Origin of the sequence: Streptomyces sp. NPDC052016, assembly GCF_044548445.1 — a bacterium.
In the GTDB taxonomy this organism is placed as follows: Bacteria; Actinomycetota; Actinomycetes; order Streptomycetales; family Streptomycetaceae; genus Streptomyces.
Window position 1 is genome coordinate 39,277 of record NZ_JBIUBX010000042.1, and the last position, 19,514, is coordinate 58,790.

A 19,514-nucleotide genomic window follows, 5' to 3' on the forward strand; every position below is an offset into this window, starting at 1 on the left:
GTGCGCTTAGTCTGACCGAGTTGTCACGGGACCCGGATTCGTCCATCAGCTCCCGAGACGTACATACAGGTCACGCAAGTCGCTCGGGAACAGGCACCACCATGATCTCTCCAGTCAGACCGCCGGCGCGGCGGATCGCCGCCCTCTTCGGAACCGTCGCTCTGGCACTGGCTGCCGGCGGATGCGGTGACGGAACCGACAACGGATCCGCCACAGACAAGGTCACGTCCATCACGGCACTCGACTACTACACCGACGAAGCCGAACACGCCCAGTGGAGCGAGCGGCTCAGCGCTTGCGGCGAGACCGCCGGCGTAAAGGTCAAGCACTCAAGCGTTCCCGGGCCGTCGCTCGTCCCCAAGGTCCTGCAACAGGCGTCGTCGCGGACCCTTCCAGACCTGTTGATGCTGGACAACCCCGACCTGCAGCAGATCGCGCAGACCGGCGCGCTGACCCCGCTGGACCAGTACGGCATCGACTCCAGCGGTTTCGCCAAAGGCATCCTTTCGGCGGGCACGTACGAGGGGAAGGTGTACGGACTGGCGCCCACGGTCAGCACGATCGCCCTCGTCTACAACAAGGACATGCTCTCCGAGGCCGGTGTCGCGGTACCGAGAACCTGGGACGAGCTCAAGGCAGCTGCAGCCAAGCTGACCCGCCCGGGGCGCTACGGCATGGCGGTCGACGCGAACGCCACTTTCGAGGGCAGCTGGCAGTTCCTGCCCTTCCTGTGGTCCAACGGCGGGGACGAGAAACGTCTGGACACCCCGCAGGCGGCGCAGGCACTCCAGCTGTGGGTCGACCTCGTGAAGAGCGGATCGATGTCAAAGTCGGTGCTGAACTGGAATCAGGCCGACCTCCATGACCAGTTCGTCGCCGGCAAGGCAGCCATGATGGTCAACGGCCCCTGGAGGATCCCGGCCATGAACGAGCTTAAGAACCTGCGCTGGGGGGTGGCCCCCATCCCTGTTCCCCGTGCGGGGCAGACCCCTGTCACTCCGCTCGGCGGCGAGGTGTGGACCGTCCCGCAGAACGCTTCCAAGGCGAAGCAGGAGAAGGCGGCGCAGGTGGTCGCCTGCCTGAACGACCCCGCGAACATGCTCGCACAGGCCAAGCAGAGGTTCACCGTGCCGTCCCGCGCTGCGGTGGCCGCCCAGTATGCCCAGCAGGTCCCGTCGATGGCGGCTTTCGTCAAAAGCGTCGAAGAGGCCCGGTCCCGTACCAGCGAGCTCGGCGTCAAGTGGCCGAAGGCAGCGACCGGGATCTACACGGCGATCCAGTTGGCGCTGACGGGTGAGCAGACACCGCAAGAGGCGCTGAAGCATGCCCAGCAGATCGCGACCAGTTCCTGAGGATGACGTGGACGGCACAGGCCGCAGTGCGGCCCGGGCACGCCTTCGGGAGTCGCTCGCGCAGTGGATGTTCATCGTGCCCGCCGGGGCATATCTGCTGCTGTTCTTCGGCTACCCGATCGTCAAGAACGTCGTGATGGGCTTCCAGCAGTACACGGCCACGACCTTCTACACCGGTGCCGCGCCGTTCGTGGGACTGCAGAACTACGCGAAGATCCTGACGTCGGATCTGTTCTCCAAGGCCTTTGTGACGACGATCCTGTTCACAGCTGGTTCGATCATCGGGCAGTTCGTGTTCGGCCTGGCCTTGGCCCTCTTCTTCCAGCGCCGATTTCCGCTCGGCGGCGTTCTGCGGTCGCTCCTGCTGCTGCCGTGGCTGCTGCCGCTGGTCGTCTCCGCCACGACGTGGAAGTGGATGCTCGACACCGACACGGGAGTCGTCAATGACGCACTGGGCAGACTCCACCTCCTGTCGTCCGGCGTCCCTTGGCTCACCGGCACCTCCGAGGCGCTGGTGTCGGTGATCCTTGTCAACATCTGGGTGGGCATCCCCTTCAACACCGCGATCCTGTACGGCGGTCTGCAGGACATCCCGACCCATCTGTACGAGGCGGCGAAGCTGGACGGCGCCGGTCCGGTGACGTCGTTCCGCTATGTCACCTGGCCACTGTTGCGCCCTGTGGCCAGCGTCGTGCTGGTGCTGGGCGTGGTCTACACGCTCAAGGTGCTGGACATCATCCTCGTGGTGACGGGGGGAGGACCGGCCAACGCCACGGAGACCCTCGCCACCCAGTCCTACGAACTGTCCTTCCAGCAGTTCGATTTCGGGCGCGGCGCCGCGATGAGCAACGTACTCATCGTCATGTCGCTCGTTTTCGCCCTCGTCTATCTGCGCGCCCACCGGCGCGCCCAGCACGCCTGAGAGGGGAGTTTGTGAAGCGTGCACCGAGCCGTGGCTGGCCGTCCACGATCGTCGGGATCTTCCTGCTCGCGGTGATGCTGTTTCCCGTCTACTGGATGGTGAACGCCTCCCTGCAGCCGGCGGGGAACACACTGCGGGGAGGCTGGTTCCCCTTCCACCCGGACTTCAGCGGTTATGCCACCGCGCTGCGCGATCAAGGCACCAACCTCGTCACCAGCCTGGTGGTGGCGCTCGGCAGCGTGGCGCTCAGCCTCGGCCTGGCCACCCCGGCGGCCTACGCGCTGGCTCACTTCCCCATGCGAGGAACCAACCTTGTGCTCTTCGGCATCCTGATCACGCAGATGGTGCCGGGCATCGTCGTGGCGAACGCGCTCTACAGCGCCTACAACGACCTGGGACTGCTGAACTCCTACCTCGGACTGATCCTCGCCGACTCCAGCGCAGGGGTTCCCTTCGCGATCCTCATCCTGCGTTCGTTCATGCAAAGCATCCCCAAGGAGATCATCGAGGCCGCGCGAGTGGACGGCGCGGGCAGTTGGCGTGCGTTCCGCTCCGTGGTGCTCCCGATCAGCGCCAACTCGTTGATCACTGCCGCCGTCTTCACCTTTCTCTTCACCTGGAGCGACTTTCTCTTCGCTCTCACGCTGACCACCACGGAGACGGTACGGCCGATCACCCTGGGCATCTACCAATACATCGGTGCACACACGAACCGGTGGAACGCCGTCATGGCTACCGCGGTTCTGGCGTCCGCCCCGGCGGCCGTGCTGCTTGCCGTCGCTCAGCGCTATGTCACCGCCGGAACCACCAGCGGAGCCATCAAATGAGGCGGGGAGATGGTCACGCCGATGGACCTCGGCCGTCACCCCAACTCCGTCTCCAGCCATCGCAGGACCTCCGGGGTGACCGGGTCGGTGATGTCGTTGAACTCTTCATGCCGGGTCAGGTGTTTGGCCACGTAGGGACAGACCGGCACGATGCGCTTGCCTGACGCGCGTACGTCGGTGAGCGCCTCCTGGACCAGCCGCGCGGCCAGGCCCTGGCCGGCGAAGGCGTCGTCGACTTCCGTGTGGAAGAAGACCCGCTGCTCACCACGGTCGCGGTAGGCGGTCAGACCGACGCGTTTTCCGTCGATGCGGATTTCGTATCGGTGTCGGTTGTCCACCCGCTCGACGGTGGGAGTGGCGGAAGGCTGGGGCATCGGGATCCTTTCGGTTGGTGTGGGTCAGCGGCGCGGTGGGTTTCCGCGCGGTGCGATGACGGCGTTCGGCAGGGCCGGGGCGGGGAGGCGGTCACCGTCGTAGCCCTCGACCGCGCCGAATCGGTCGGAGGCGTTCTGCCAGTCCTCCCGGGCCCGCACGAGGTCTCCGTGGTTGCGGCCGATGAAGTTCCACCACATGACGATCCGTTCCTCGAACGGTGTTCCACCGAGGAGGACGGTCCGGGCTGTGCCGTCCGACTCGTTGGTCAACGTCAAGGTGTCGTTTCCCGTGTCGGCGTACCCCAGTTCCGCAGGCCGCAGAAGCGTGTCGGCCATGCGGACAGGTCCGGTGTCGACGAGAAGGCCGTGCTCGAAGCCAGGCTCGACGGTGAGCGTGACGGCCGCCCTGGGCTCCAGGACGACTTCGGCACCGAGCAGGGGCGTGAAGGTCGCCACGGGGGAGACGTCCCCGGCGAGGGAGCCCAGGAATACCCGGACCTCGGCCCCGGCGATCCGCACCGGTTCGGGCACGTGGTGCTGGAAGTCGCGCTCCGCGTACCTGTGCTGTTCGGGCAACGCCACCCACAACTGCACGCCGTGCAGGATCGTGGTGCGCGCCGTCGAGACTTCCGAGTGGCTGATGCCGTACCCACCCGTCATGAGGTTCAGCTCGCCCGGTCGTACCAGCTCGTGGCTGCCGAGACTGTCCCGGTGCTCGATCTCGCCGCTGAACAGCCAGCTCACCGTCTGCAGTCCGGTGTGCGGATGCGGCGCGACGTCCATGCCGCCCGTGACGGCGACGTCGTCGGGGCCGTAGTGGTCGGCGAAGCACCACGCGCCGATCAGGGTCCGGGCGCGCTGCGGCAGCGTACGCCGCACCTTCATCGCCCGCGGGCCGCCGAGGGGGACGTCCCGTGGGGCCAGTACCTCAATGCCGCTCACTGGCCTCCACCTCCTTTGCTTTGGGGAACAACGGGTCCCGAGGATGTGTCGAAGGCATGGGTGACCGCTGGCCGGCTGCCGGGCACCAGGAGACGACGTGCCTGCTCCTCGTGGTGGCGGTCGGTGAGGGTGAGCCTGTCGCTGTGCTGAGCGAGATGTTCGGACCAGGAGGCGACGAGGTAGTTCTCGATGAAGTGCCCGGGATCCTGTCCGTCCTGGTAGAGACCCCAGGTGAGCGCTCCGGTACGCCGCCGGGAACGGGCGACGTGCTCCATGCAGTCACTGAAGGCGGCTGCGTTTCCCGGGGCGACGCGGTAGGAGACGGTGACCAGCACCGGTCCGTCGGCCGGCCCCGGCTCGAACACCAGAGGCGGGACCGGCCAGTGCTCGGACGGCGAGGGGTCGACGCCGTCTGCCCCGTGCAGCGGCCAGCGACGCAGGCTTACGGCACTGACCAGCAGCAACGCGCTGCCGGCCAGGAGCGGGATGGCGAGTCCCAGCCGGTCGGCGAGGCCGCCCCACAGGGGTGCCGCCAGCGCCTGGCCGCCTTGGAAGACGAGGAGATAGACGGCGAGACCGCGGGCCCTGACCCAGCCTGGCAGGCGCGTCTGCATGGCCGCGTTGAGGGTGGCCAGGACCCCGATCCACGCCAGACCGGCGAACAGCAGCGAGACCGTCACCAGCCACGGGATGTGCACCGTGGCCAGTACCGCCAGAACACCCGCGAAGATCAGGGCACCGCCGCCCAGCGTGCCATTGGCGCCCAGCACCTGGTTGCTGCGGGGCAGCACGAAGGCGCCCGCCACCGCTCCGACACCGACTGCGCCGAGCAGCAGGCCGTAGCCGCCCGATCCCAGGTGCAGGGAGCGGCTCGCCACGAGCGGCAGCAGCGCCCACATCGCGGCGCCACCGGGGATGAACAGGACCATGCGCAGCAGTACGCGGCGGATGTCCGGTGCGTACCACACGTACCGGCGGCCCGCATCGAGGGCGGTCAGCAACTTCTCGCCGCTGGGGCCGGTGACATCCGTTGGGGGACGGCGCCAGAGCAACAGGACAGCGGCGATGCCGAGGTAGGACACGGCGTTGAAGGCGAACACCCACCCGGCGCCCGCCGCCGCCACGACCACTCCGCCGACGGCCGGACCGACGGCTCGGGCCAGATTGATGTTCACGCCACCCAGCGCCGCGGCCTGACCGAGCTGGCGGCGTTCCACCAGCTCCGGCTGGATCGCTTGCCAGGCCGGACCCATCAAGGTGGTGCCGCATCCCAGCAGGAAGGTCAGGACGAGCAGCAGTACAGGGGTGAGCGCGTCCGCGAAGGCCAGCACTGTCAGCGCGCTGGAGACCGCGAACATCGCGAACTGCGCGGCCAGCAGCACACCGCGACGGTCGTAACGGTCGGCGACCACGCCCGACGGCAGGGCCAGGAGCACGACCGGCAGGCTGGAGGCCGTCTGGATGAGTGTCACCAGTGCCGCATCGTGCCCGATCAGCAGCCACTGGGCACCCACCATCTGCATCCAGCTGCCGATGTTGGAGACCAGCTGGGCGATCCACAGCGCCCGGAAGACACGCGCCGCGAGCGGCGCCCATGCGGAATCCGGCTTCGGGGACTGTGTCGACGGGGAGGGCGATACGGTGCTCATGCTGGTCCAGGCGGGGTGGGTGATGACGCGCCGGCTTCGGCGAATGTCGCGGACATCGGGCGCCTGCTGTCGTGTTGAAACTAGGGCGGTCGGCGGGCCGGTGTTGCCGGTCAGCGCACAGGGTGTGTTCTCTCGGCGCAGTGCCGCCAGTGGGCCGGTGTGTCGTTCACGGACGGGACCTGATCCAGGCGGCGTCGGGGGTCGAGACTCGGTGGGCTGCCACGGTGGTGAGCGCCAGCAGCGCCAGCGCCAGTACCAGGGGTAGCGCGAGATGGCCGTGCAGGACGAGCTGGGCTCCGACGAGGGCGCCGAGGAACATGGCGAGCACGGACAGGATCCGGCGGCCGGGGCGTGGGGCCTCGCCGCCGGCCGGAGTGGAGTCCGCGGCCAGGCCCGTCAGCGTCAGCGTCAGGACGGTCGTGGTGAGGTCCGGGACACCGAGGCGCCGGGCGACCGCGTTCTGCAGGCCCATGGCGATGCCCAGGAACACGATCAGGGTGTACTGGACGCCGGTGGTGACCCGGCCGTCCGACAGGGCGGCGGCCACGACGGTGACCGCGATCAGGACGGTTTGCACAGCCGCGGCTGAACGCAGCAGGTGCCCCCGGTGTGTGGCGAACGCAGTGGCGAGCCTGCCTCCCGCCAGCGCGCCGAGGAGGAAGGCGGCCATCGCGACGACGGAGGCGAGTGCCGACAGGCTCTCGTCGCCGGCCAGGGCGAACCCGAGGAAGACCACGTTGCCGGTCATGTTGGCGACGAAGACGTGCCCGAGCGCCAGGTAGCTGACGGCGTCGACGAGCCCGGTGACCACCGTCAGGACCAGCATCAGCGGAGGCAGCGGGCCGTGACGTTCCTCTCCGCGCGGTACCAGGGTGCGGAACGCGTCAGTCAGCAGCCTTCGCATCCCGAGTCCCTTCCCCCGCGGTGGCCGGCCGGTGCAGCACCACCCGGGTGAGCAGGCCGCTGGCCGGGCCCATGATGATCGCGGCGACGCAGACCCACACCGGCCAGGGGGTGACGGCCAGTGCGTGGTCCACGGACCACCGCCCGGGCCCAGTGAGAGCCAGTGCGGCGGAGACGACGACCAGCACGAGGGGGTATTCGTAGCCGTCGTTCTGCACCCAGAGCCCCTTGGGCCACTTGACGGTGCCGGCGACCGTCATCACGCCCATCGCGGCCATCGCGGCCAGGGGCGTGAGCAGTCCGGCAGCCAGGAACAGGCCGGAACCGATCTGACTGGCCCCCGCGACGACGGCGGTCAGCCGGCCGCCGCGGAATCCGTCGCGGCGGAACTCCTCGGTCCCGCCCGCCAGCCCGTTGCCTCCGAGCCGGAAGCTCACCTTCTGCACACCGTGCCCGGCGATGAGAAACCCCACCACCAGCCGGAGGACCAACAGTCCAGCGTCCATCGTTCCTACCTGTTCCTGACGTTTACGTGCCGGTGCGTGGGTCAGCCGGCGGCGTGGGCGCCGATGACGGCCTGCGCGTAGACCATGCCGAGGCCGTAGGTGCCGCCGTGCTCCTTGACCACGTCGCCCACGGCGGCGTAGGTCTCCGTGCGGGCCCAGTCGCGCTGCAGCTCCAGCAGCACCTGCACCCAGGTGACCGGGACGGCGCCGGCCTGGATCATGCGCTGGACGGCGTGCTCGTGGGCCTGCGGGCTGACACCGCCGGACGCGTCGGTGACGACGTAGACCTCGTAGCCCTGAGCGATGGCGGACAGCACGGGCAGCACGACGCAGACCTCGGTCCACAGACCCGCGATGACGAGCTTCTTGCGGCCGGTCGCCTTGACCGCCTCGACGAAGTTCACGTCCTCCCAGGCGTTCATCGTGCTGCGGTCGATGATCTTCTGCTCGGGGAAGACCTCGGCCAGCTGCGGCATGATCGGACCGGAGAAGGTCTCGGCGGCCACGGTGCTCAGCACGACCGGCACGTCGAACACCTTCGCGGACTTCGCCAGGCCCACGGTGGAGTTCATGATGGCGGTGCGGTCGCCGCTGCCGGTGCCGAAGAACATCTGCGGCTGGTGGTCGATGAACAGCACCGCGCAGTTGTCCGGGGTGAGCAGGTCGGGGCTGGGGGCCGCGGTGACCTCGGCGATGTTGACCATGATGGTGAGCCTTTCTCGGTAAGGATGGCGCGGACTGCTGTCCGTGCCGTGGTGGGAAGAACCGTCCGTTGGGACGGAGCTGGTGGGTGGTGTCCCGGAAGGGGCGACGCAAGGGCCGGGCCCCTTCCGGGAGTTCACAAGTCGAAGCAGGGATCGAAGGGGGTGCTCGCGGCGTCCGGGACCAGGCCGCGCGCGATGCGCCACTGGCGGTGCTGCTCCGACTCGGCGATGGCCTGGCCGAGCGACTCCGCCTGGCCGGCGCCGGAGAGGGCCGCCCGGTGGGACGCCTGGTAGCCGCCGAAGTGCGCCACGGGGCTCCAGGCCGGGCTGACGGGGGGAAGTTCCTCGTCGAGCCCCTCGTACTCGGCGGCGCTGTAGACGATCCGGCCGCCGGTCACCGTCAGCAGCGACTCGATATGGGCGATGTCCGGCTCGGGCACGCTGAAGAAGTCGTCGGACAGCACCGCCAGGTCCGCGTAACAGCCGGGCCGGAGCACGCCCTTGACGTCGTCCTCGCCGGTCAGTGCGGCGCCGGCGCGGGTGAACATCGCGAGCGCCGTCTGCCGGTCGACGCGGTTCGCCGGCGGGCGCAGCGCCAGATCGCCGACCGAGCGACCGCTGACGAGCCAGTGCAGGGCGACCCAGGGGTTGTAGGAGGAGACCCGGGTGGCGTCGGTGCCGGCGCCCACGGTCAGGCCGCGGTCCAGCATGGCGCGGATCGGCGGCGCGTCCGCGGCGGCGCCGGGGCCGTAGCGCCGCAGGAACGCCTCGCCCTGGAAGGACAGGCGGTTCTGCACGGACATCGCCCCGCCGAGGGCGGCGATACGGTCGAGGCTTTCCGCGGAGACGGTCTCGGCATGGTCGAACAGCCACCGGTTCCCGGCCGGGAACAGCCCGTCCGCGGCGAGCTTCTCGAACACCGCGAGGTCACGGCGGATGGTCTCGTCGTAGGTGGCGTGCAGCCGGAAACCCCATCCATTCTCCATGAGAAGGCGCACCGCCTTCTCGAACTCCACCTCGTAGTTGGAGGTGAGTTCCGGACGCGGCTCGGCGAAGTTCTCGAAATCGGCGGCCGACCAGGTGAGGTTCTCACCCGCGCCGTTCAGACGCAGCCATTCGTCTCCGTCCTCGGGGCGGGCCATTTCGATCCAGCGGGCGAGATCGTCGATCTCCTGGCCCGGAGTCTGCGGAAAGAGGTGGTAGGCGATGCGCAGCGACAGCTGTCCGGCCTTGGCCAGTTCGATGACGGTGGCGTAATTGTCGGGGAAGTTCTGGAATCCGCCGGCGGCGTCGATCGCCGAGGTCAGCCCGAACCTGTTCAACTCGCGCAGGAAATGCCGGGTGGAGGTCTTCTTGTCCTCCTCGCTCTGCAGCACCGGCGCCTTGGCCAGCGTCGAATAGAGGATGAGGGCGCTGGGAGCGGCCAGCAGCATGCCGGTCGGCTCCCCGTCCCGGCCCCGCACGATCTGCCCGCCCTTGGGATCGGGAGTGTCCTTGCTGAAGCCGGCGGCCTTCAGTGCCGCCCGGTTCAGCACGGCGGACTGGTACAGGTGCAGGACGAACACCGGCGTGTCCGGGGCGGCGGCGTTCAACTCAGCCACGGTGGGCAGCCGACGCTCGGCGAACTGCTCCGCCGACCAGCCCCCCACCACGCGCACCCACTGGCCCTTCGGGGTGCGAGCGGCCTGCTCACGCAGCATCGCCAGGCCCTGGCGCAGGCTGCGCACACCGTCCCAGCGCAGTTCCAGTACGTAGTTCAGGCCCCCGCGGATCACGTGCAGATGGGCGTCGTTGAGGCCCGGGATCACCCGCCGCCCGAGCGCATCGACCACCTTCGTGCCCGGGCCGACGTGTCCGGCCACGTCCCTGTCGTCACCGACGACCGTGATGACGCCGTCGCGGACGGCGAGGGCTTGCGCATGCGGGCGGCCCGGGTCCCCGGTGTGGATCTTCGCATTGCGGACGACGAGTTCTGCGGCATTGTCGACGGCATGCGGAACGAGCCCGCCGACAGGCATTGTTGACATCTCCTGAAACTCCCTCTGGGAAAACGACTAGCGATCCAAGTCACGGGTCGGCAGCTGGCGGACTTTGGCGATTCAGCCACGCTCGGATGCCCAATTACTCGAATCGAGTGAATCTCCACCGACATCGTCGTGCCTGAGAACGAGGGCAGACCTTGTTCGTAAGGGGCCGCGGTTGCTACGCCATCACGATAGACACAACAGACGCGCCCCCGTATCCCGCCAGCGCACAGGACTTTGCCTCACTGTGCACTGGCACGCCCAGCGCTCAATCGTCATGGCAGACCCCCGCACGCAGCCGTGCACCGTGAGGACAGCAGCGGTGGGCCCGTGGGCAATGGCCGCGCGCTCGGCGGCCTTAGACGGTGTCCTATGTGGTGAGGCGGATGAGTCGCTTGTAGCAGCAGATGGCTGCGGCGAGGCCGAGAAAGGCCAGGTAGTTGCGGGAGTGGCGTTCGTAGCGGGGGCTGAGTCGGCGGTAGCCGGACAGCCACGAGATCGCCCGTTCGATCACCCACCTGCGGCGGCCCAGCCGTGCGCTGGACTCGATGCCTTTGCGGGCGATGCGCACGCCGATGCGCTTGCCGCGTAACCATTTCCGCAGGTGAGGGACGTCGTAGGCCTTGTCGGCATGCAGGCGTTGGGGCTTGAAGTGGCGGCCGTTGTGGGGGTCGTGTCTCGTTTGGTGACCCTCGACCATGGGCTTCAGCCCTTCGCTGTCGTGGACGTTCGCGGCGGAGACACCGACGACCAGGGGCAGTCCGTTCGCGTCCGACAGGATGTGCATCTTGGAACCCGGCTTGCCCCGGTCCACGGGGCTCGGACCTGTGTGTTCGCCCCTTTTTTAGCCCGCACGTGGGCGGTGTCGAGGACGACGCGGGTGACGTCGATGAGGCCGGCGTCGTCGAGCCGGTGCAGGACGGCCTCGTGCAGACGGCCCCAGACGCCGGCTCGGGACCAGATCAGGAATCGGCGATGGGCGGTGGACTTCGATATCCCGAAGCAGGGTGGCAAGGACCGCCAGGCGCAGCCGCTGACCAGCACATAGATGATGGCCGCGAACAGCGTCTCATCAGGCGTGTCCTGTGTCCCGCCACCCTGCGGCCGCACCTTTGACGGAGGGATCAACGGCTTCGCGATCTCCCACAGCCCGTCCGGAACAATCCAACTCCATGTACCCCGCCCCATGCCCATACCAACGACGCCTCACCACATAGGACACCGTCTTAGACGCCGTTTCTGATGGCGTGACCGTTCGTTGAGCAGTGCATGACGGATCTGATCGAGCGGTTGGTGCCGGACGAGTTGTGGCTGTTGTTCCGGCGGGTGGTCCCGCCGATGGAGGTCATACGTCCGCAGGGCGGCGGGCGGCGGCGGACCGGTGACCGTGAATGCCTGGCGGCGATCGTTTTCGTCGCCACCTCAGGCTGCACCTGGCGGCAGCTGCCACCCGTGTTCGGGCCGGCCTGGCCCACGGTCTACCGACGCTTCGCCCAGTGGAGCCGGGCCCGGGTCTGGGCCAGGCTCCACCGCGTCCTTCTCGATGAACTCGGTGCCAGAGGCGAGCTGGACTGGTCGCGGTGCGCGATCGACTCCGTCAGCCTCCGGGCGGCAAAAGGGGGCCACTGACCGGACCGAATCCGACCGACCGTGGCAAGCCGGGATCGAAAATCCACCTCATCACCGACCGGAACGGTCTGCCGTTATCACTGGGCGTCTCCGGAGCCAACATGCACGACAGCCTCGTCCTGCAGCCGCTCGTGCGCGGGATTCCGCCCATCCGCTCCCGCCGCGGACCCCGCCGTCGACGTCCGGCCAAGCTCCATGCCGACAAGGGATACGACTACGACCACCTGCGGAAATGGCTTCGCGAGCGTCACATCCGCCATCGGATCGCCCGCAAGGGCATCGAGTCGTCCACCCGGCTTGGCCGACACCGCTGGGTCGTCGAACGGACGGTGTCCTGGCTGGCCGGATGCCGCCGCCTGCACCGCCGCTACGAACGCAAGGCCGAACACTTCCTCGCCTTCGTCGGCATCGCCGCAGCCCTCATCGCCTACCGCCGACTGGTCTCCCCGCTCAAGGCCTGAGTCCGTTCTGCTGCACATCGAAACAGACCAGCCCCATCGAGTTCGCCAGGTCTGCCGCGTAGGCCGATGCTTCCTCGGCCATGCTCCAGCTCATCCCGAAGTAGATGACCGGGCCACTTGCATTGCCGATCAGAGGACCGCTCGACCAGGGCGAGGACGCTGCCTCATCCTCCGTGATGTCGCACCACCGCTCAAGAAGCGCGGCAACGTAGGCAGCGATGCGTTCGGACGGAGGCTCCTCAACCTCACCGTCGTCACTGTCGAGATAGCGCACGTACAGGCCCCTCCAGACCCGCCCGGCGGCCCTGTCATCCGCCGGCCGCTCACCTTCCCAGACAGCCAAGTCGTAGCTCATAGCTGGAGGCTCTCACGCCACACTGACAAACATCTGACTCGGTCAGCAGCGTCACGCAAGCCAAAGGAAACGGCGTCTTAGCGTCGCGGGGAGTGACTTCGGACGCCCTCCGTGGGATCCGGGCCGTCATGCCGGAAGGAACGGCACCCCACGAACATTGCGGGAGATCCGCATGTCCGACGCCGTCGCGGGCCAGCAGGTCCTGGAGCCGGCCACAGCCGCCTTCACAAAGGCCACCGCCAATCCGCCCTGCCTCTTCGACCTGGCCCCGGCCGAAGGACGCAGGGCCGTCGACACGGCGCAGGCCGGCGAGATCGCCACGCCGGCGGTCGACGAGGAGTGGATCGCCGTCTCGGGCGGGCCGACGGGCAGCGTCCACGCGCAAATCGTCAAGCCCGCCGGCGCCGAGGGCACCCTCTCGGTGATCATCTACATCCACGGGGCGGGCTGGGTCTTCGGCAACGCCTACACCCACGACCGCCTCGTCCGCGAACTCGCCGCCGACGCGAAGGCCGCCTCGTCTTCCCCGAGTACGACCTCTCGCCCGAGGCCCGCTACCCGGTCGCCGTCGAGCAGAAATTCACGGTCACCCAGTGGGTCGTGGAGCAGGGCGAGGCGAGGGGGCTGGACGCCACCCGCATCGCGGTCGCCGGTGACTCGGTCGGCGGCAACATGACCGCCGCCGCTGACACTGAGGCCAAGCAGCGCGGCGGCATCCCGCTGGTGCAGCAGGTGCTGTTCTACCCAGTCACCGACGCGGCCTTCGACTCGCCGTCCTAGCACCAGTTCGCCACTGGATACTTCCTGCGCCGCGACGGCATGCGGTGGTTCTGGGACCAGTACACGACCGACGAGTCCGAGCGCGCCCAAACTGGAACGTACGTCCGCCGACCGTCACCTGGCGCGGCCCGGTGAGCCGTCCTGTTCCGCGTACGAGCCGGCCGCCCTTCGCCGCGAGGCGGTCAGCGGCCACCTGGTCGTTCCAGCCGTCGGTGGCCTCGCCCCGGATGCGACCGGCAACGCGGCCCCAGTCGGGAGTCACCTTCACTTCACCGGCAAGGAAGGGCCCACGGCCCGCCTCGGCCAGCAGATTTCCGGCACGGATCATCATCTTGCTGGGCACGCAGCCCAGAGCGGGCACTCGCCCCCGACGAGCTCCGCCTCGATCCCCACCACATCCAGCTCGGCTTCTGCCAGCGCACCCGCGATGTACTCGCCTCCGGGGCCCAGGCCGAGGACGACCACGTCGGCCTGCTCGCTCACACTCATGCCTCTCCTTGGTGCCCGTCGGCCACGCCATCTGCGAGAGGCTAGAGGCGGCGAGGCACCGCGCCGTGTCCGCCGGCGCACCGAGACTTGCTCGAGAACGAACACGGGCACAGCGCGGTCGACCAGTGCGCTACCGGGCACCGTCGCATGCGCTCCCGGGCAACGAGGCCGCCTTGCGCGCACCTAGTGTCACCTGCGCAGACACGCAGCAGACCGCAGGAGGCGGATCATGACCACCAGCTCGCAGCACATGAGCAGCCAGCCACGGCTGCACCAGAAGGGGCAGATCATCCAGGAGTTCGGGACCGTCAAGCAGTTCCCGCTCGGCTTGTCCTACGAAGCCCGTATGTACTCCTGCCAGCGGCTCAACAAAGTACTGGCCGACACCCAGATTCTCTACGGCCTCTACAAGAAGCACCACTGGCTGATGCGCGGCGCGACCTTCTACCAACTGCACCTGGTGCTGGACAAGCACGCGGCAGAACAACTCGAACTCATCGACGCCCTCGCCGAACGCATCCAGACCCTGGGCGGTGTCGCGGTCGGAGACTCCCGGCACGTCGCCGAGATCACCTCGATTCCCCGGCCCCCGGACGGCGTGGAGGAGGTGCCGGCCATGCTTTCCCGGCTGCTGGAGGCCCACGAGACCATCCTCATCGAGGCCCATGACGCGGCGGCCCGCATCGGGGAGTTGGGCGACGACGGCACCAACGACCTGCTGGTCTCACAGGTGATCCGCACCGGCGAACTCCAGGCATGGTTCCTGGCCGAGCATTTGGTCGACACCCCCCTCGTTCACACCTGAACCGCCGATGCTCACGGCGTGGCTCGGCGCGAGCATCACCGCGTCGTCCCGTGACCCGACGCGGGTCCGCAGCCCGACAAGGCGCGGGCTCTTCGGCGGAACTGGCACACCAACCCCTGCGACCAGGCCCCGCACCGGATTGCGGTGCAGGAGCGAACCACGTCTCGCGAGGTGCGCGTGCCACGCAGGTGCCGTGCACTGACGATCAGCACTTTCCACTTCATACGGAGCGGGATCGACTACGCGCTGCGGCCTGCCCTCGATGGGACAGACCTGGGCGATGCCCCGAGCCTCGCAGGCCGACTGTTCGCAACCCCTGCTCTCCAGCGAGCACCACTTTGAGGAGAATTCACCATGAGGAGCAGTCCCGAATCACCTGCAGAACAGGCTGAACCAACAGGCAGGCATTTCGAACCGGACCTGCGGCCGATGACCCGCATCAACCTCCACCCCATCGCCTCCCCGATGCCGGTCGGTTTCTTCGCGGTGGCGATCGCCTCCGTCATTGTCGGAAGCCTTCAGCTGGGCTTCTTGGGCGACCATGCTCATCGGGCCGTGGCCCTGACGATCTTTCCGGCCTTCATCCTGCAACTGATAGTGAGCATCCTGGCGTTCGGGGCGAGGGACGTGCTCGCGGCGACGCTCATGGCATGCTTCTCCGGAACCTGGCTGGCGAGCTCCCTGGTGCTGGCCCTCGATCCCCCGTCGGGCGCAGAGGCGCTCGGCATGCTCAATCTCGTGTTCGCCGTTTTCGCTCTGATGATGGCGGCCGTCGCGACCCGCAAGCGTGCGATGTGGGCCGTTCTCTGTGTGGCTGTACCGCGCTTCACCGTGGCCTCGCTCTTCAACTTCACCGGTGCCGCCTGGCTTGGTTACATTTCCGGGGCCTTCGGACTGCTCCTCGCGGGTGTGGCCATGTATGCCGCGTTCGCTCTCATGCTGGAGGACATGAGGGGCGAGGAGGTTCTGCCCGTGGGACGTCGGGGCCCGGCGCACGACGCCGTGGAAGGAGACCTGACAGTGCAGTTGCGCAACCTCGAACGCCAGGCGGGTGTGCGACGGACGCTGTGAGTCGTTGACCGGTCGAGCAGACACATAGAACAGGCGGGTGCAAAGAACTGAACTCCACCGCGTTCGAGGCGGTTACGGCCAAGCCGTGCCTGGCGGCAGCTGCCGAAGGACTTCGCCCCGTGGCCGACGGTGTACTGGTACTTCATCTGGTGGCACGACGATGGCACCGTCGAGCGCATCCACGACGCTCTGCGTGGCAGGGTCCGTGAAGCTGACGACCGCGACGTGGAGCCGAGCGCGGGCCTGATCGACTCGCAGTCCGTCCGCACTGCCGATACGGTCCCCGCGGCCACCAGAGGCTTCGACCCGGGCAAGAAGGTGAAGGGCCGCAAGAGGTTCATCGTCACCGACACCCTGCGCCTGCTTTTGGCCGTCCACGTCGTCGCGGCGAGCATCCAGGACCGCGACGGCGCGAAGCGCCCTTTGCTGTGGACCAGGCTCGACCACCCCGGCGTCAAGAAGGTCTGGGCCGACCGGGGCTTCGCTGGCCGCCTGGTCGAGTGGGCCGCACAAATCCTCGGCCGTGACCTGGAGATCGTCCGCAAGGACCCTGACCAGCGCGGCTTCCAAGTCCAGGCCAAGCGGTGGGCGGTAGAGCGTACGTTTTCGTGGCTCACCGCCCACCGGCGCCTGGGCCGGGACTACGAGACCAGTCCGGCCCACTCCGAGACGATGATTCGATGGGCCATGATCGGCGTCATGGTCCGTCGGCTCACCCGGGGTCGTGCTGCGACGCGTCCCGGCCCACGGCCGGCCGTGCGAAACTCCTCGTAGACAGCCTGCCGGCCCCTCGCCGCGGTAGCTGCCGCCGGCGAGCTACAGAGCCAAAAACCCCCCAACGTCGGGTTTTAGGGCAGGCGGCACATCGGCCAACTCCGAGACGATCAGACGGACATCCCGCTCGAGTTCGGGGGACTCTCTCCAGACCTCCGCGCTCCTGGTGAGCACGGCGGCCAGCAGATCGCCCTCATACATGTCGCCTTCCGCCAGTGGGTCGATCCGGAGGACCTCCACCGCCAGGGGCAGGAGATAGGCAAGGCCCACGTTTTGCCTGATCAATAGCCGCATGTCCTCGACCGTCAGGCCGCCGATCGGCTTGCGCCGAAGCTCACGCACAGTCGCCATCAGCCGGGTTTCACCGCCCGACGGGGCCGACCAGCGGTCGCGCTCAAGCTCCTCAAGGGAGCGGTCACGGTTCACGAGTCGAGTCACCGACCGATCATCCCATGTCAGATCTCAAACGCGGTCCAAGAGTGCTTTCAATTCACTCGTGGCCTGCCTTTGTCCTGAACTGGTTTTCTGCAGCCCTCGCCCAGCCGCGGAAGGAAGCGCTAAGCGCGCCGAAGATGATGACGGAGGCCACAGTTTCGGAGAGGGTGAGCGCGTCTTCTCCTTTGTAGCCACTGACGACGTCCACGGTACCCGTAATGGCTGTGAAGTTGACGAAGAAGAGTGATAGCCAGAAGAGTACTCGCGCGAACTGCGCAGTCCGTGACTTCAGCGACTCCAGCATGAGGAGCCTGAGCATGCCCGCAGGTTTTTCCCTGGGCTGGGCGGCGACCATTTGCCGTTCAGCCGACTTAAGGCAGTCATCGAGCCAGTCCCTGACTCCCTGGGCATCAGGCATCTGCTCAGAAAGCCGCCGGGTCTGCGTCCACTTGTTGATGAACTTCACTTGTGCTGCGGCGTGCCGCAACTGTTGATCGACACTCTTGGCTTGCCGAGAGTCCTTGATCATCAAGGCGAATTGACCAGAAACTGCCCTTTCTGTGGATCAGTCGTTGTCAAGCTCTGAGGTGTGGTGGGCGTCTGGCGGGTGCTGTTGATCCGTGGGATTGGTGGCCGAGACGACGGGCTGATGTCATCCAGATGTCTTCGTGACGGTTGTGGGTGATCTGTCTGAACACCTCAGCGGCTTCGGTGGCACTTGGCCTCCTCTTGGAACGCCTTGGAGTCGTCAGCAGCACAGACATGGCTGCGCTCAGTGACTTGAAGGCGGCATAGGGCTCGGCCTCGGAGGACCACCAGTTGAGCGGTTGTCCTTGGCCGATGGCTCGGCGAAGCACTTTGAACGCCTGGCGGACACCACCGAGCATGTTGATCTGGTCTTCGCTCAGTAAGTGCTCGGCAGCGAGTTTGGCCATGAGGGCTTCGACCTCGCCCTCGACCGCTGCCGCCCGTTCAAGGCAGCTCCACCTGGCCTCCTCGGGGGCAAAGCCTGCCGCGTCGGGCCTGTTCAGGGTGCTCCAGGTCTTCCAGATGGCGAAGAACTCGCCGTAGAGACGCTGGAAGTCTTGGGCTGCGGCCAGGTACATCTCCCGGTCCTTCTTGACCCGGTCCCAGTAGTCCGTGACCCGAGTCGTGACCAGCCAGCCACCGCTGAGAGTGGCCGCCACAGTCACCAGTGAGACGCCTGCGGAAGCGATAATCGACACAGTCCCCCCTGGCGGTGCAACCGAGGTTCAGGCAATGCGACGCTGCCATGTTCCCCGAGCGGCGGTGCGGGCTCAACATCCCGGTCACCAGTGCCCTCTTGCTCTTCATGAATGCGGCTGCTTGCCCTGGCCAACGTCGACGATCGGCAGCAGCGTCGCGGTGGCGGGCACTGCGATCTGACGTCCGTTCGGTCCGGCCGGGGCGAGCGCCCGGCGAGCACGCTTCGAGGCGCGCTCGGGCCGGCGCTGCCGAGCGCCGGCACCGTCAAGGGACACGTCAGCGCGGTGCTCAGCAAGTTGGAGGTCAGCAGCCGCGTCCAGGCGGCCTTGATCGCCGAGCGGGCGGACATGCTGGGGCCGTCTCGGGCCGGGGACACCCGGTGAACCCCCGGCGCCTGCCGGCTCCGCTGCTGGACGCCGGGCTCGTCACGGCCGCGCTGGCGGACACGTGGGTCAACGTCGACGTCGAGCAGCAAACCGCCATGGCCTGCGCACTGCTCGCCGCCTTCGCCCTCGTTCTGCGCCGCCGCCTGCCACTGACGACCTTCGTCCTCACGCTCCCGACCGCCCTGGTCACCGACGCGGTGTTCGCCACGCTTGCCGCGCTGTACACGCTCTCCCTGCCGTTCAGGCATCAGCCCACCACCCTGCGGATATCTCACACAACAGGCATACCGCGACGATCACACATCGTCAGCCCCCAACGACATCACCCGCAAAGGTCAGTAGAGGGCGATTGGGGTGGTGCGGTCCGGGGCGTGACGCGCGTTGAAGCAGGTGCCTCGGTGGTCGATGTCGGCGCCGGGCGCCAAGCTGGCGAGGTAGGCGTCGCGGTCGGTGTCGCTCAGGTGGTCAAGGCACACGGTGTGACCCGGGACATGGATGCCGACGGCAGCCGACGGGGTCGGTGGCGGGGTCCGAACCGTGTGCGCAGTATGGCCAGGGAGGCGCTGATGGTGCGGGGACCGGTGGTGCGCTCACGGCCTGGGAACTCCGTCCATTCCCCAGGCCCATTCCCGCTCGACGGGCTCCGGCCACCACGCTGCTCGGCGTGCCCCCGCCAGTCGTTCCTGACGAATCATTCCTACCTGCTCAGCCGTCACCAACGACACCCTGCCACTACGCAGCACGCCCCCGCCGGAAGTTCACGAAACGCCCTACCAGGAGACGACTGCGCAATCGCGGGAAGGTCTAGACGAGTAGTTCCGAATGCGGGGTTCACGGACGCGGGGAGGGTGTCCAACATCGGGTTGTGACGACCGAGTTAGACACCCTCTTGACCGCAC

20 protein-coding genes and 3 pseudogenes are annotated in these 19,514 nt (G+C 67.7%); 9 read left to right on the top strand and 14 right to left on the bottom strand.

Going from position 1 to position 19,514, the window contains the following annotated elements:
- Positions 1 to 101: 101 nt before the first annotated feature.
- From ACIHAR_RS37435 to ACIHAR_RS37445, 3 genes are read left to right on the top strand one after another with little or no spacing between them, the layout of a single operon-like run.
- Positions 102 to 1,352 carry an extracellular solute-binding protein gene (locus ACIHAR_RS37435; protein ID WP_400023698.1) on the top strand — a complete coding sequence of 417 codons (1,251 nt, stop codon included), beginning with the start codon at positions 102 to 104 and terminating at the stop codon, positions 1,350 to 1,352.
- On the top strand, positions 1,324 to 2,274 hold the full coding sequence (locus ACIHAR_RS37440; protein WP_400023699.1) for a carbohydrate ABC transporter permease: 951 nt from the start codon (positions 1,324 to 1,326) through the stop codon (positions 2,272 to 2,274). Before ACIHAR_RS37435 ends, ACIHAR_RS37440 begins: the two co-directional genes overlap by 29 nt.
- An 11-nt stretch (positions 2,275 to 2,285) precedes the next feature.
- Positions 2,286 to 3,101, top strand: a complete 816-nt coding sequence (locus tag ACIHAR_RS37445; RefSeq protein ID WP_400023701.1) for a carbohydrate ABC transporter permease — start codon at positions 2,286 to 2,288, stop codon at positions 3,099 to 3,101.
- A 35-nt stretch (positions 3,102 to 3,136) separates the two neighbouring features.
- On the opposite strand, the gene ACIHAR_RS37450 is transcribed toward ACIHAR_RS37445, so the two are convergent.
- From ACIHAR_RS37450 to ACIHAR_RS37485, 8 genes are all read right to left on the bottom strand, one after another.
- Entirely contained in the window at positions 3,137 to 3,475 is a 339-nt protein-coding gene (locus ACIHAR_RS37450; protein WP_365468420.1) for a GNAT family N-acetyltransferase, read from the bottom strand.
- A 24-nt stretch (positions 3,476 to 3,499) separates the two neighbouring features.
- The gene (locus tag ACIHAR_RS37455) at positions 3,500 to 4,360 is read right to left on the bottom strand and encodes a pirin family protein (protein ID WP_400023727.1); all 861 of its coding nucleotides are present in this window, start codon (positions 4,358 to 4,360) and stop codon (positions 3,500 to 3,502) included.
- A gap of 53 nt (positions 4,361 to 4,413) precedes the next feature.
- Positions 4,414 to 6,066 carry an MFS transporter gene (locus ACIHAR_RS37460; protein WP_400023703.1) on the bottom strand — a complete coding sequence of 551 codons (1,653 nt, stop codon included), beginning with the start codon at positions 6,064 to 6,066 and terminating at the stop codon, positions 4,414 to 4,416.
- A 166-nt stretch (positions 6,067 to 6,232) separates the two neighbouring features.
- Positions 6,233 to 6,970: a YoaK family protein gene (locus tag ACIHAR_RS37465; RefSeq protein ID WP_400023705.1), complete on the bottom strand. Its 738-nt coding sequence runs from the start codon at positions 6,968 to 6,970 to the stop codon at positions 6,233 to 6,235.
- On the bottom strand, positions 6,951 to 7,475 hold the full coding sequence (locus ACIHAR_RS37470; protein WP_365468411.1) for a DoxX family protein: 525 nt from the start codon (positions 7,473 to 7,475) through the stop codon (positions 6,951 to 6,953). The genes ACIHAR_RS37465 and ACIHAR_RS37470 overlap by 20 nt, the downstream gene beginning before the upstream one ends.
- Positions 7,476 to 7,516: 41 nt before the next feature.
- A complete protein-coding gene (locus ACIHAR_RS37475; RefSeq protein ID WP_400023707.1) occupies positions 7,517 to 8,179 on the bottom strand; it encodes a hydrolase in 663 nt (220 codons plus the stop codon).
- Between the two features lie 134 nt (positions 8,180 to 8,313).
- Positions 8,314 to 10,206, bottom strand: coding sequence for an amidohydrolase (locus tag ACIHAR_RS37480; RefSeq protein ID WP_400023709.1), 1,893 nt, complete (start codon positions 10,204 to 10,206; stop codon positions 8,314 to 8,316).
- A gap of 367 nt (positions 10,207 to 10,573) precedes the next feature.
- Positions 10,574 to 11,391, bottom strand: a protein-coding gene (locus ACIHAR_RS37485) for an IS5 family transposase (protein WP_400023729.1) whose coding sequence is annotated in 2 segments (ribosomal slippage) — positions 10,574 to 11,043 and positions 11,043 to 11,391 — 819 coding nt in all. Because the reading frame shifts where the segments join, the coding sequence is not laid out codon by codon here.
- Positions 11,392 to 11,472: 81 nt separating this feature from the next.
- Here ACIHAR_RS37485 and ACIHAR_RS37490 point away from each other — a divergent pair.
- Positions 11,473 to 12,293, top strand: a protein-coding gene (locus ACIHAR_RS37490; RefSeq protein ID WP_400023710.1) for an IS5 family transposase whose coding sequence is annotated in 2 segments (ribosomal slippage) — positions 11,473 to 11,815 and positions 11,815 to 12,293 — 822 coding nt in all. Because the reading frame shifts where the segments join, the coding sequence is not laid out codon by codon here.
- On the opposite strand, the gene ACIHAR_RS37495 is transcribed toward ACIHAR_RS37490, so the two are convergent.
- Positions 12,283 to 12,648: a hypothetical protein gene (locus tag ACIHAR_RS37495; protein WP_400023712.1), complete on the bottom strand. Its 366-nt coding sequence runs from the start codon at positions 12,646 to 12,648 to the stop codon at positions 12,283 to 12,285. The two genes, ACIHAR_RS37490 and ACIHAR_RS37495, sit on opposite strands and share 11 nt — an antisense overlap.
- A 172-nt stretch (positions 12,649 to 12,820) precedes the next feature.
- Here ACIHAR_RS37495 and ACIHAR_RS37500 point away from each other — a divergent pair.
- A pseudogene (locus ACIHAR_RS37500) lies at positions 12,821 to 13,518 on the top strand (alpha/beta hydrolase); the annotation flags it as partial.
- Positions 13,519 to 13,755: 237 nt separating this feature from the next.
- Here ACIHAR_RS37500 and ACIHAR_RS37505 read toward each other — a convergent pair.
- On the bottom strand, positions 13,756 to 13,917 hold the full coding sequence (locus ACIHAR_RS37505; protein ID WP_365468402.1) for a hypothetical protein: 162 nt from the start codon (positions 13,915 to 13,917) through the stop codon (positions 13,756 to 13,758).
- A gap of 229 nt (positions 13,918 to 14,146) precedes the next feature.
- Here ACIHAR_RS37505 and ACIHAR_RS37510 point away from each other — a divergent pair, with 229 nt between their 5' ends.
- The 3 genes and pseudogenes from ACIHAR_RS37510 to ACIHAR_RS37520 all read left to right on the top strand — a co-directional run.
- On the top strand, positions 14,147 to 14,722 hold the full coding sequence (locus tag ACIHAR_RS37510) for a Dps family protein (RefSeq protein WP_400023714.1): 576 nt from the start codon (positions 14,147 to 14,149) through the stop codon (positions 14,720 to 14,722).
- Positions 14,723 to 15,076: 354 nt separating this feature from the next.
- Entirely contained in the window at positions 15,077 to 15,793 is a 717-nt protein-coding gene (locus tag ACIHAR_RS37515; RefSeq protein ID WP_400023716.1) for an acetate uptake transporter family protein, read from the top strand.
- 87 nt (positions 15,794 to 15,880) lie between these two features.
- A pseudogene (locus ACIHAR_RS37520) lies at positions 15,881 to 16,567 on the top strand (IS5 family transposase); the annotation flags it as partial.
- Between the two features lie 42 nt (positions 16,568 to 16,609).
- On the opposite strand, the gene ACIHAR_RS37525 reads toward ACIHAR_RS37520, so the two are convergent.
- Genes ACIHAR_RS37525 through ACIHAR_RS37535 form a run of 3 tightly spaced genes read right to left on the bottom strand, consistent with a single transcriptional unit; the run spans position 16,610 to position 18,228 of the window.
- Positions 16,610 to 17,005 (bottom strand): contact-dependent growth inhibition system immunity protein, encoded by a 396-nt coding sequence (locus ACIHAR_RS37525; protein ID WP_400023717.1) that lies wholly within the window; start codon positions 17,003 to 17,005, stop codon positions 16,610 to 16,612.
- Positions 17,006 to 17,057: 52 nt separating this feature from the next.
- Positions 17,058 to 17,531, bottom strand: a complete 474-nt coding sequence (locus tag ACIHAR_RS37530; RefSeq protein WP_400023719.1) for a hypothetical protein — start codon at positions 17,529 to 17,531, stop codon at positions 17,058 to 17,060.
- Between the two features lie 46 nt (positions 17,532 to 17,577).
- Positions 17,578 to 18,228, bottom strand: a complete 651-nt coding sequence (locus ACIHAR_RS37535; protein WP_400023720.1) for a hypothetical protein — start codon at positions 18,226 to 18,228, stop codon at positions 17,578 to 17,580.
- A gap of 252 nt (positions 18,229 to 18,480) precedes the next feature.
- On the opposite strand from ACIHAR_RS37535, the pseudogene ACIHAR_RS37540 reads away from it, so the two are divergent.
- Positions 18,481 to 18,612: pseudogene (locus tag ACIHAR_RS37540) on the top strand (LuxR C-terminal-related transcriptional regulator); the annotation flags it as partial.
- Positions 18,613 to 18,950: 338 nt separating this feature from the next.
- Here ACIHAR_RS37540 and ACIHAR_RS37545 read toward each other — a convergent pair.
- Positions 18,951 to 19,091 carry a hypothetical protein gene (locus ACIHAR_RS37545; RefSeq protein ID WP_400023722.1) on the bottom strand — a complete coding sequence of 47 codons (141 nt, stop codon included), beginning with the start codon at positions 19,089 to 19,091 and terminating at the stop codon, positions 18,951 to 18,953.
- Positions 19,092 to 19,514: the final 423 nt, after the last annotated feature.

Coding starts and splice junctions, on each gene's coding strand:
- ACIHAR_RS37475 (WP_400023707.1), bottom strand. CDS start 8,179: ATGGTCAACATCGCCGAGGTCACCGCGGCCCCCAGCCCCGACCTGCTC.
- ACIHAR_RS37435 (WP_400023698.1), top strand. CDS start 102: ATGATCTCTCCAGTCAGACCGCCGGCGCGGCGGATCGCCGCCCTCTTC.
- ACIHAR_RS37470 (WP_365468411.1), bottom strand. CDS start 7,475: ATGGACGCTGGACTGTTGGTCCTCCGGCTGGTGGTGGGGTTTCTCATC.
- ACIHAR_RS37515 (WP_400023716.1), top strand. CDS start 15,077: ATGAGGAGCAGTCCCGAATCACCTGCAGAACAGGCTGAACCAACAGGC.
- ACIHAR_RS37530 (WP_400023719.1), bottom strand. CDS start 17,531: ATGATCAAGGACTCTCGGCAAGCCAAGAGTGTCGATCAACAGTTGCGG.
- ACIHAR_RS37495 (WP_400023712.1), bottom strand. CDS start 12,648: ATGAGCTACGACTTGGCTGTCTGGGAAGGTGAGCGGCCGGCGGATGAC.
- ACIHAR_RS37505 (WP_365468402.1), bottom strand. CDS start 13,917: ATGAGTGTGAGCGAGCAGGCCGACGTGGTCGTCCTCGGCCTGGGCCCC.
- ACIHAR_RS37480 (WP_400023709.1), bottom strand. CDS start 10,206: ATGTCAACAATGCCTGTCGGCGGGCTCGTTCCGCATGCCGTCGACAAT.
- ACIHAR_RS37465 (WP_400023705.1), bottom strand. CDS start 6,970: ATGCGAAGGCTGCTGACTGACGCGTTCCGCACCCTGGTACCGCGCGGA.
- ACIHAR_RS37510 (WP_400023714.1), top strand. CDS start 14,147: ATGACCACCAGCTCGCAGCACATGAGCAGCCAGCCACGGCTGCACCAG.
- ACIHAR_RS37460 (WP_400023703.1), bottom strand. CDS start 6,066: ATGAGCACCGTATCGCCCTCCCCGTCGACACAGTCCCCGAAGCCGGAT.
- ACIHAR_RS37440 (WP_400023699.1), top strand. CDS start 1,324: ATGCCCAGCAGATCGCGACCAGTTCCTGAGGATGACGTGGACGGCACA.
- ACIHAR_RS37450 (WP_365468420.1), bottom strand. CDS start 3,475: ATGCCCCAGCCTTCCGCCACTCCCACCGTCGAGCGGGTGGACAACCGA.
- ACIHAR_RS37455 (WP_400023727.1), bottom strand. CDS start 4,360: ATGAAGGTGCGGCGTACGCTGCCGCAGCGCGCCCGGACCCTGATCGGC.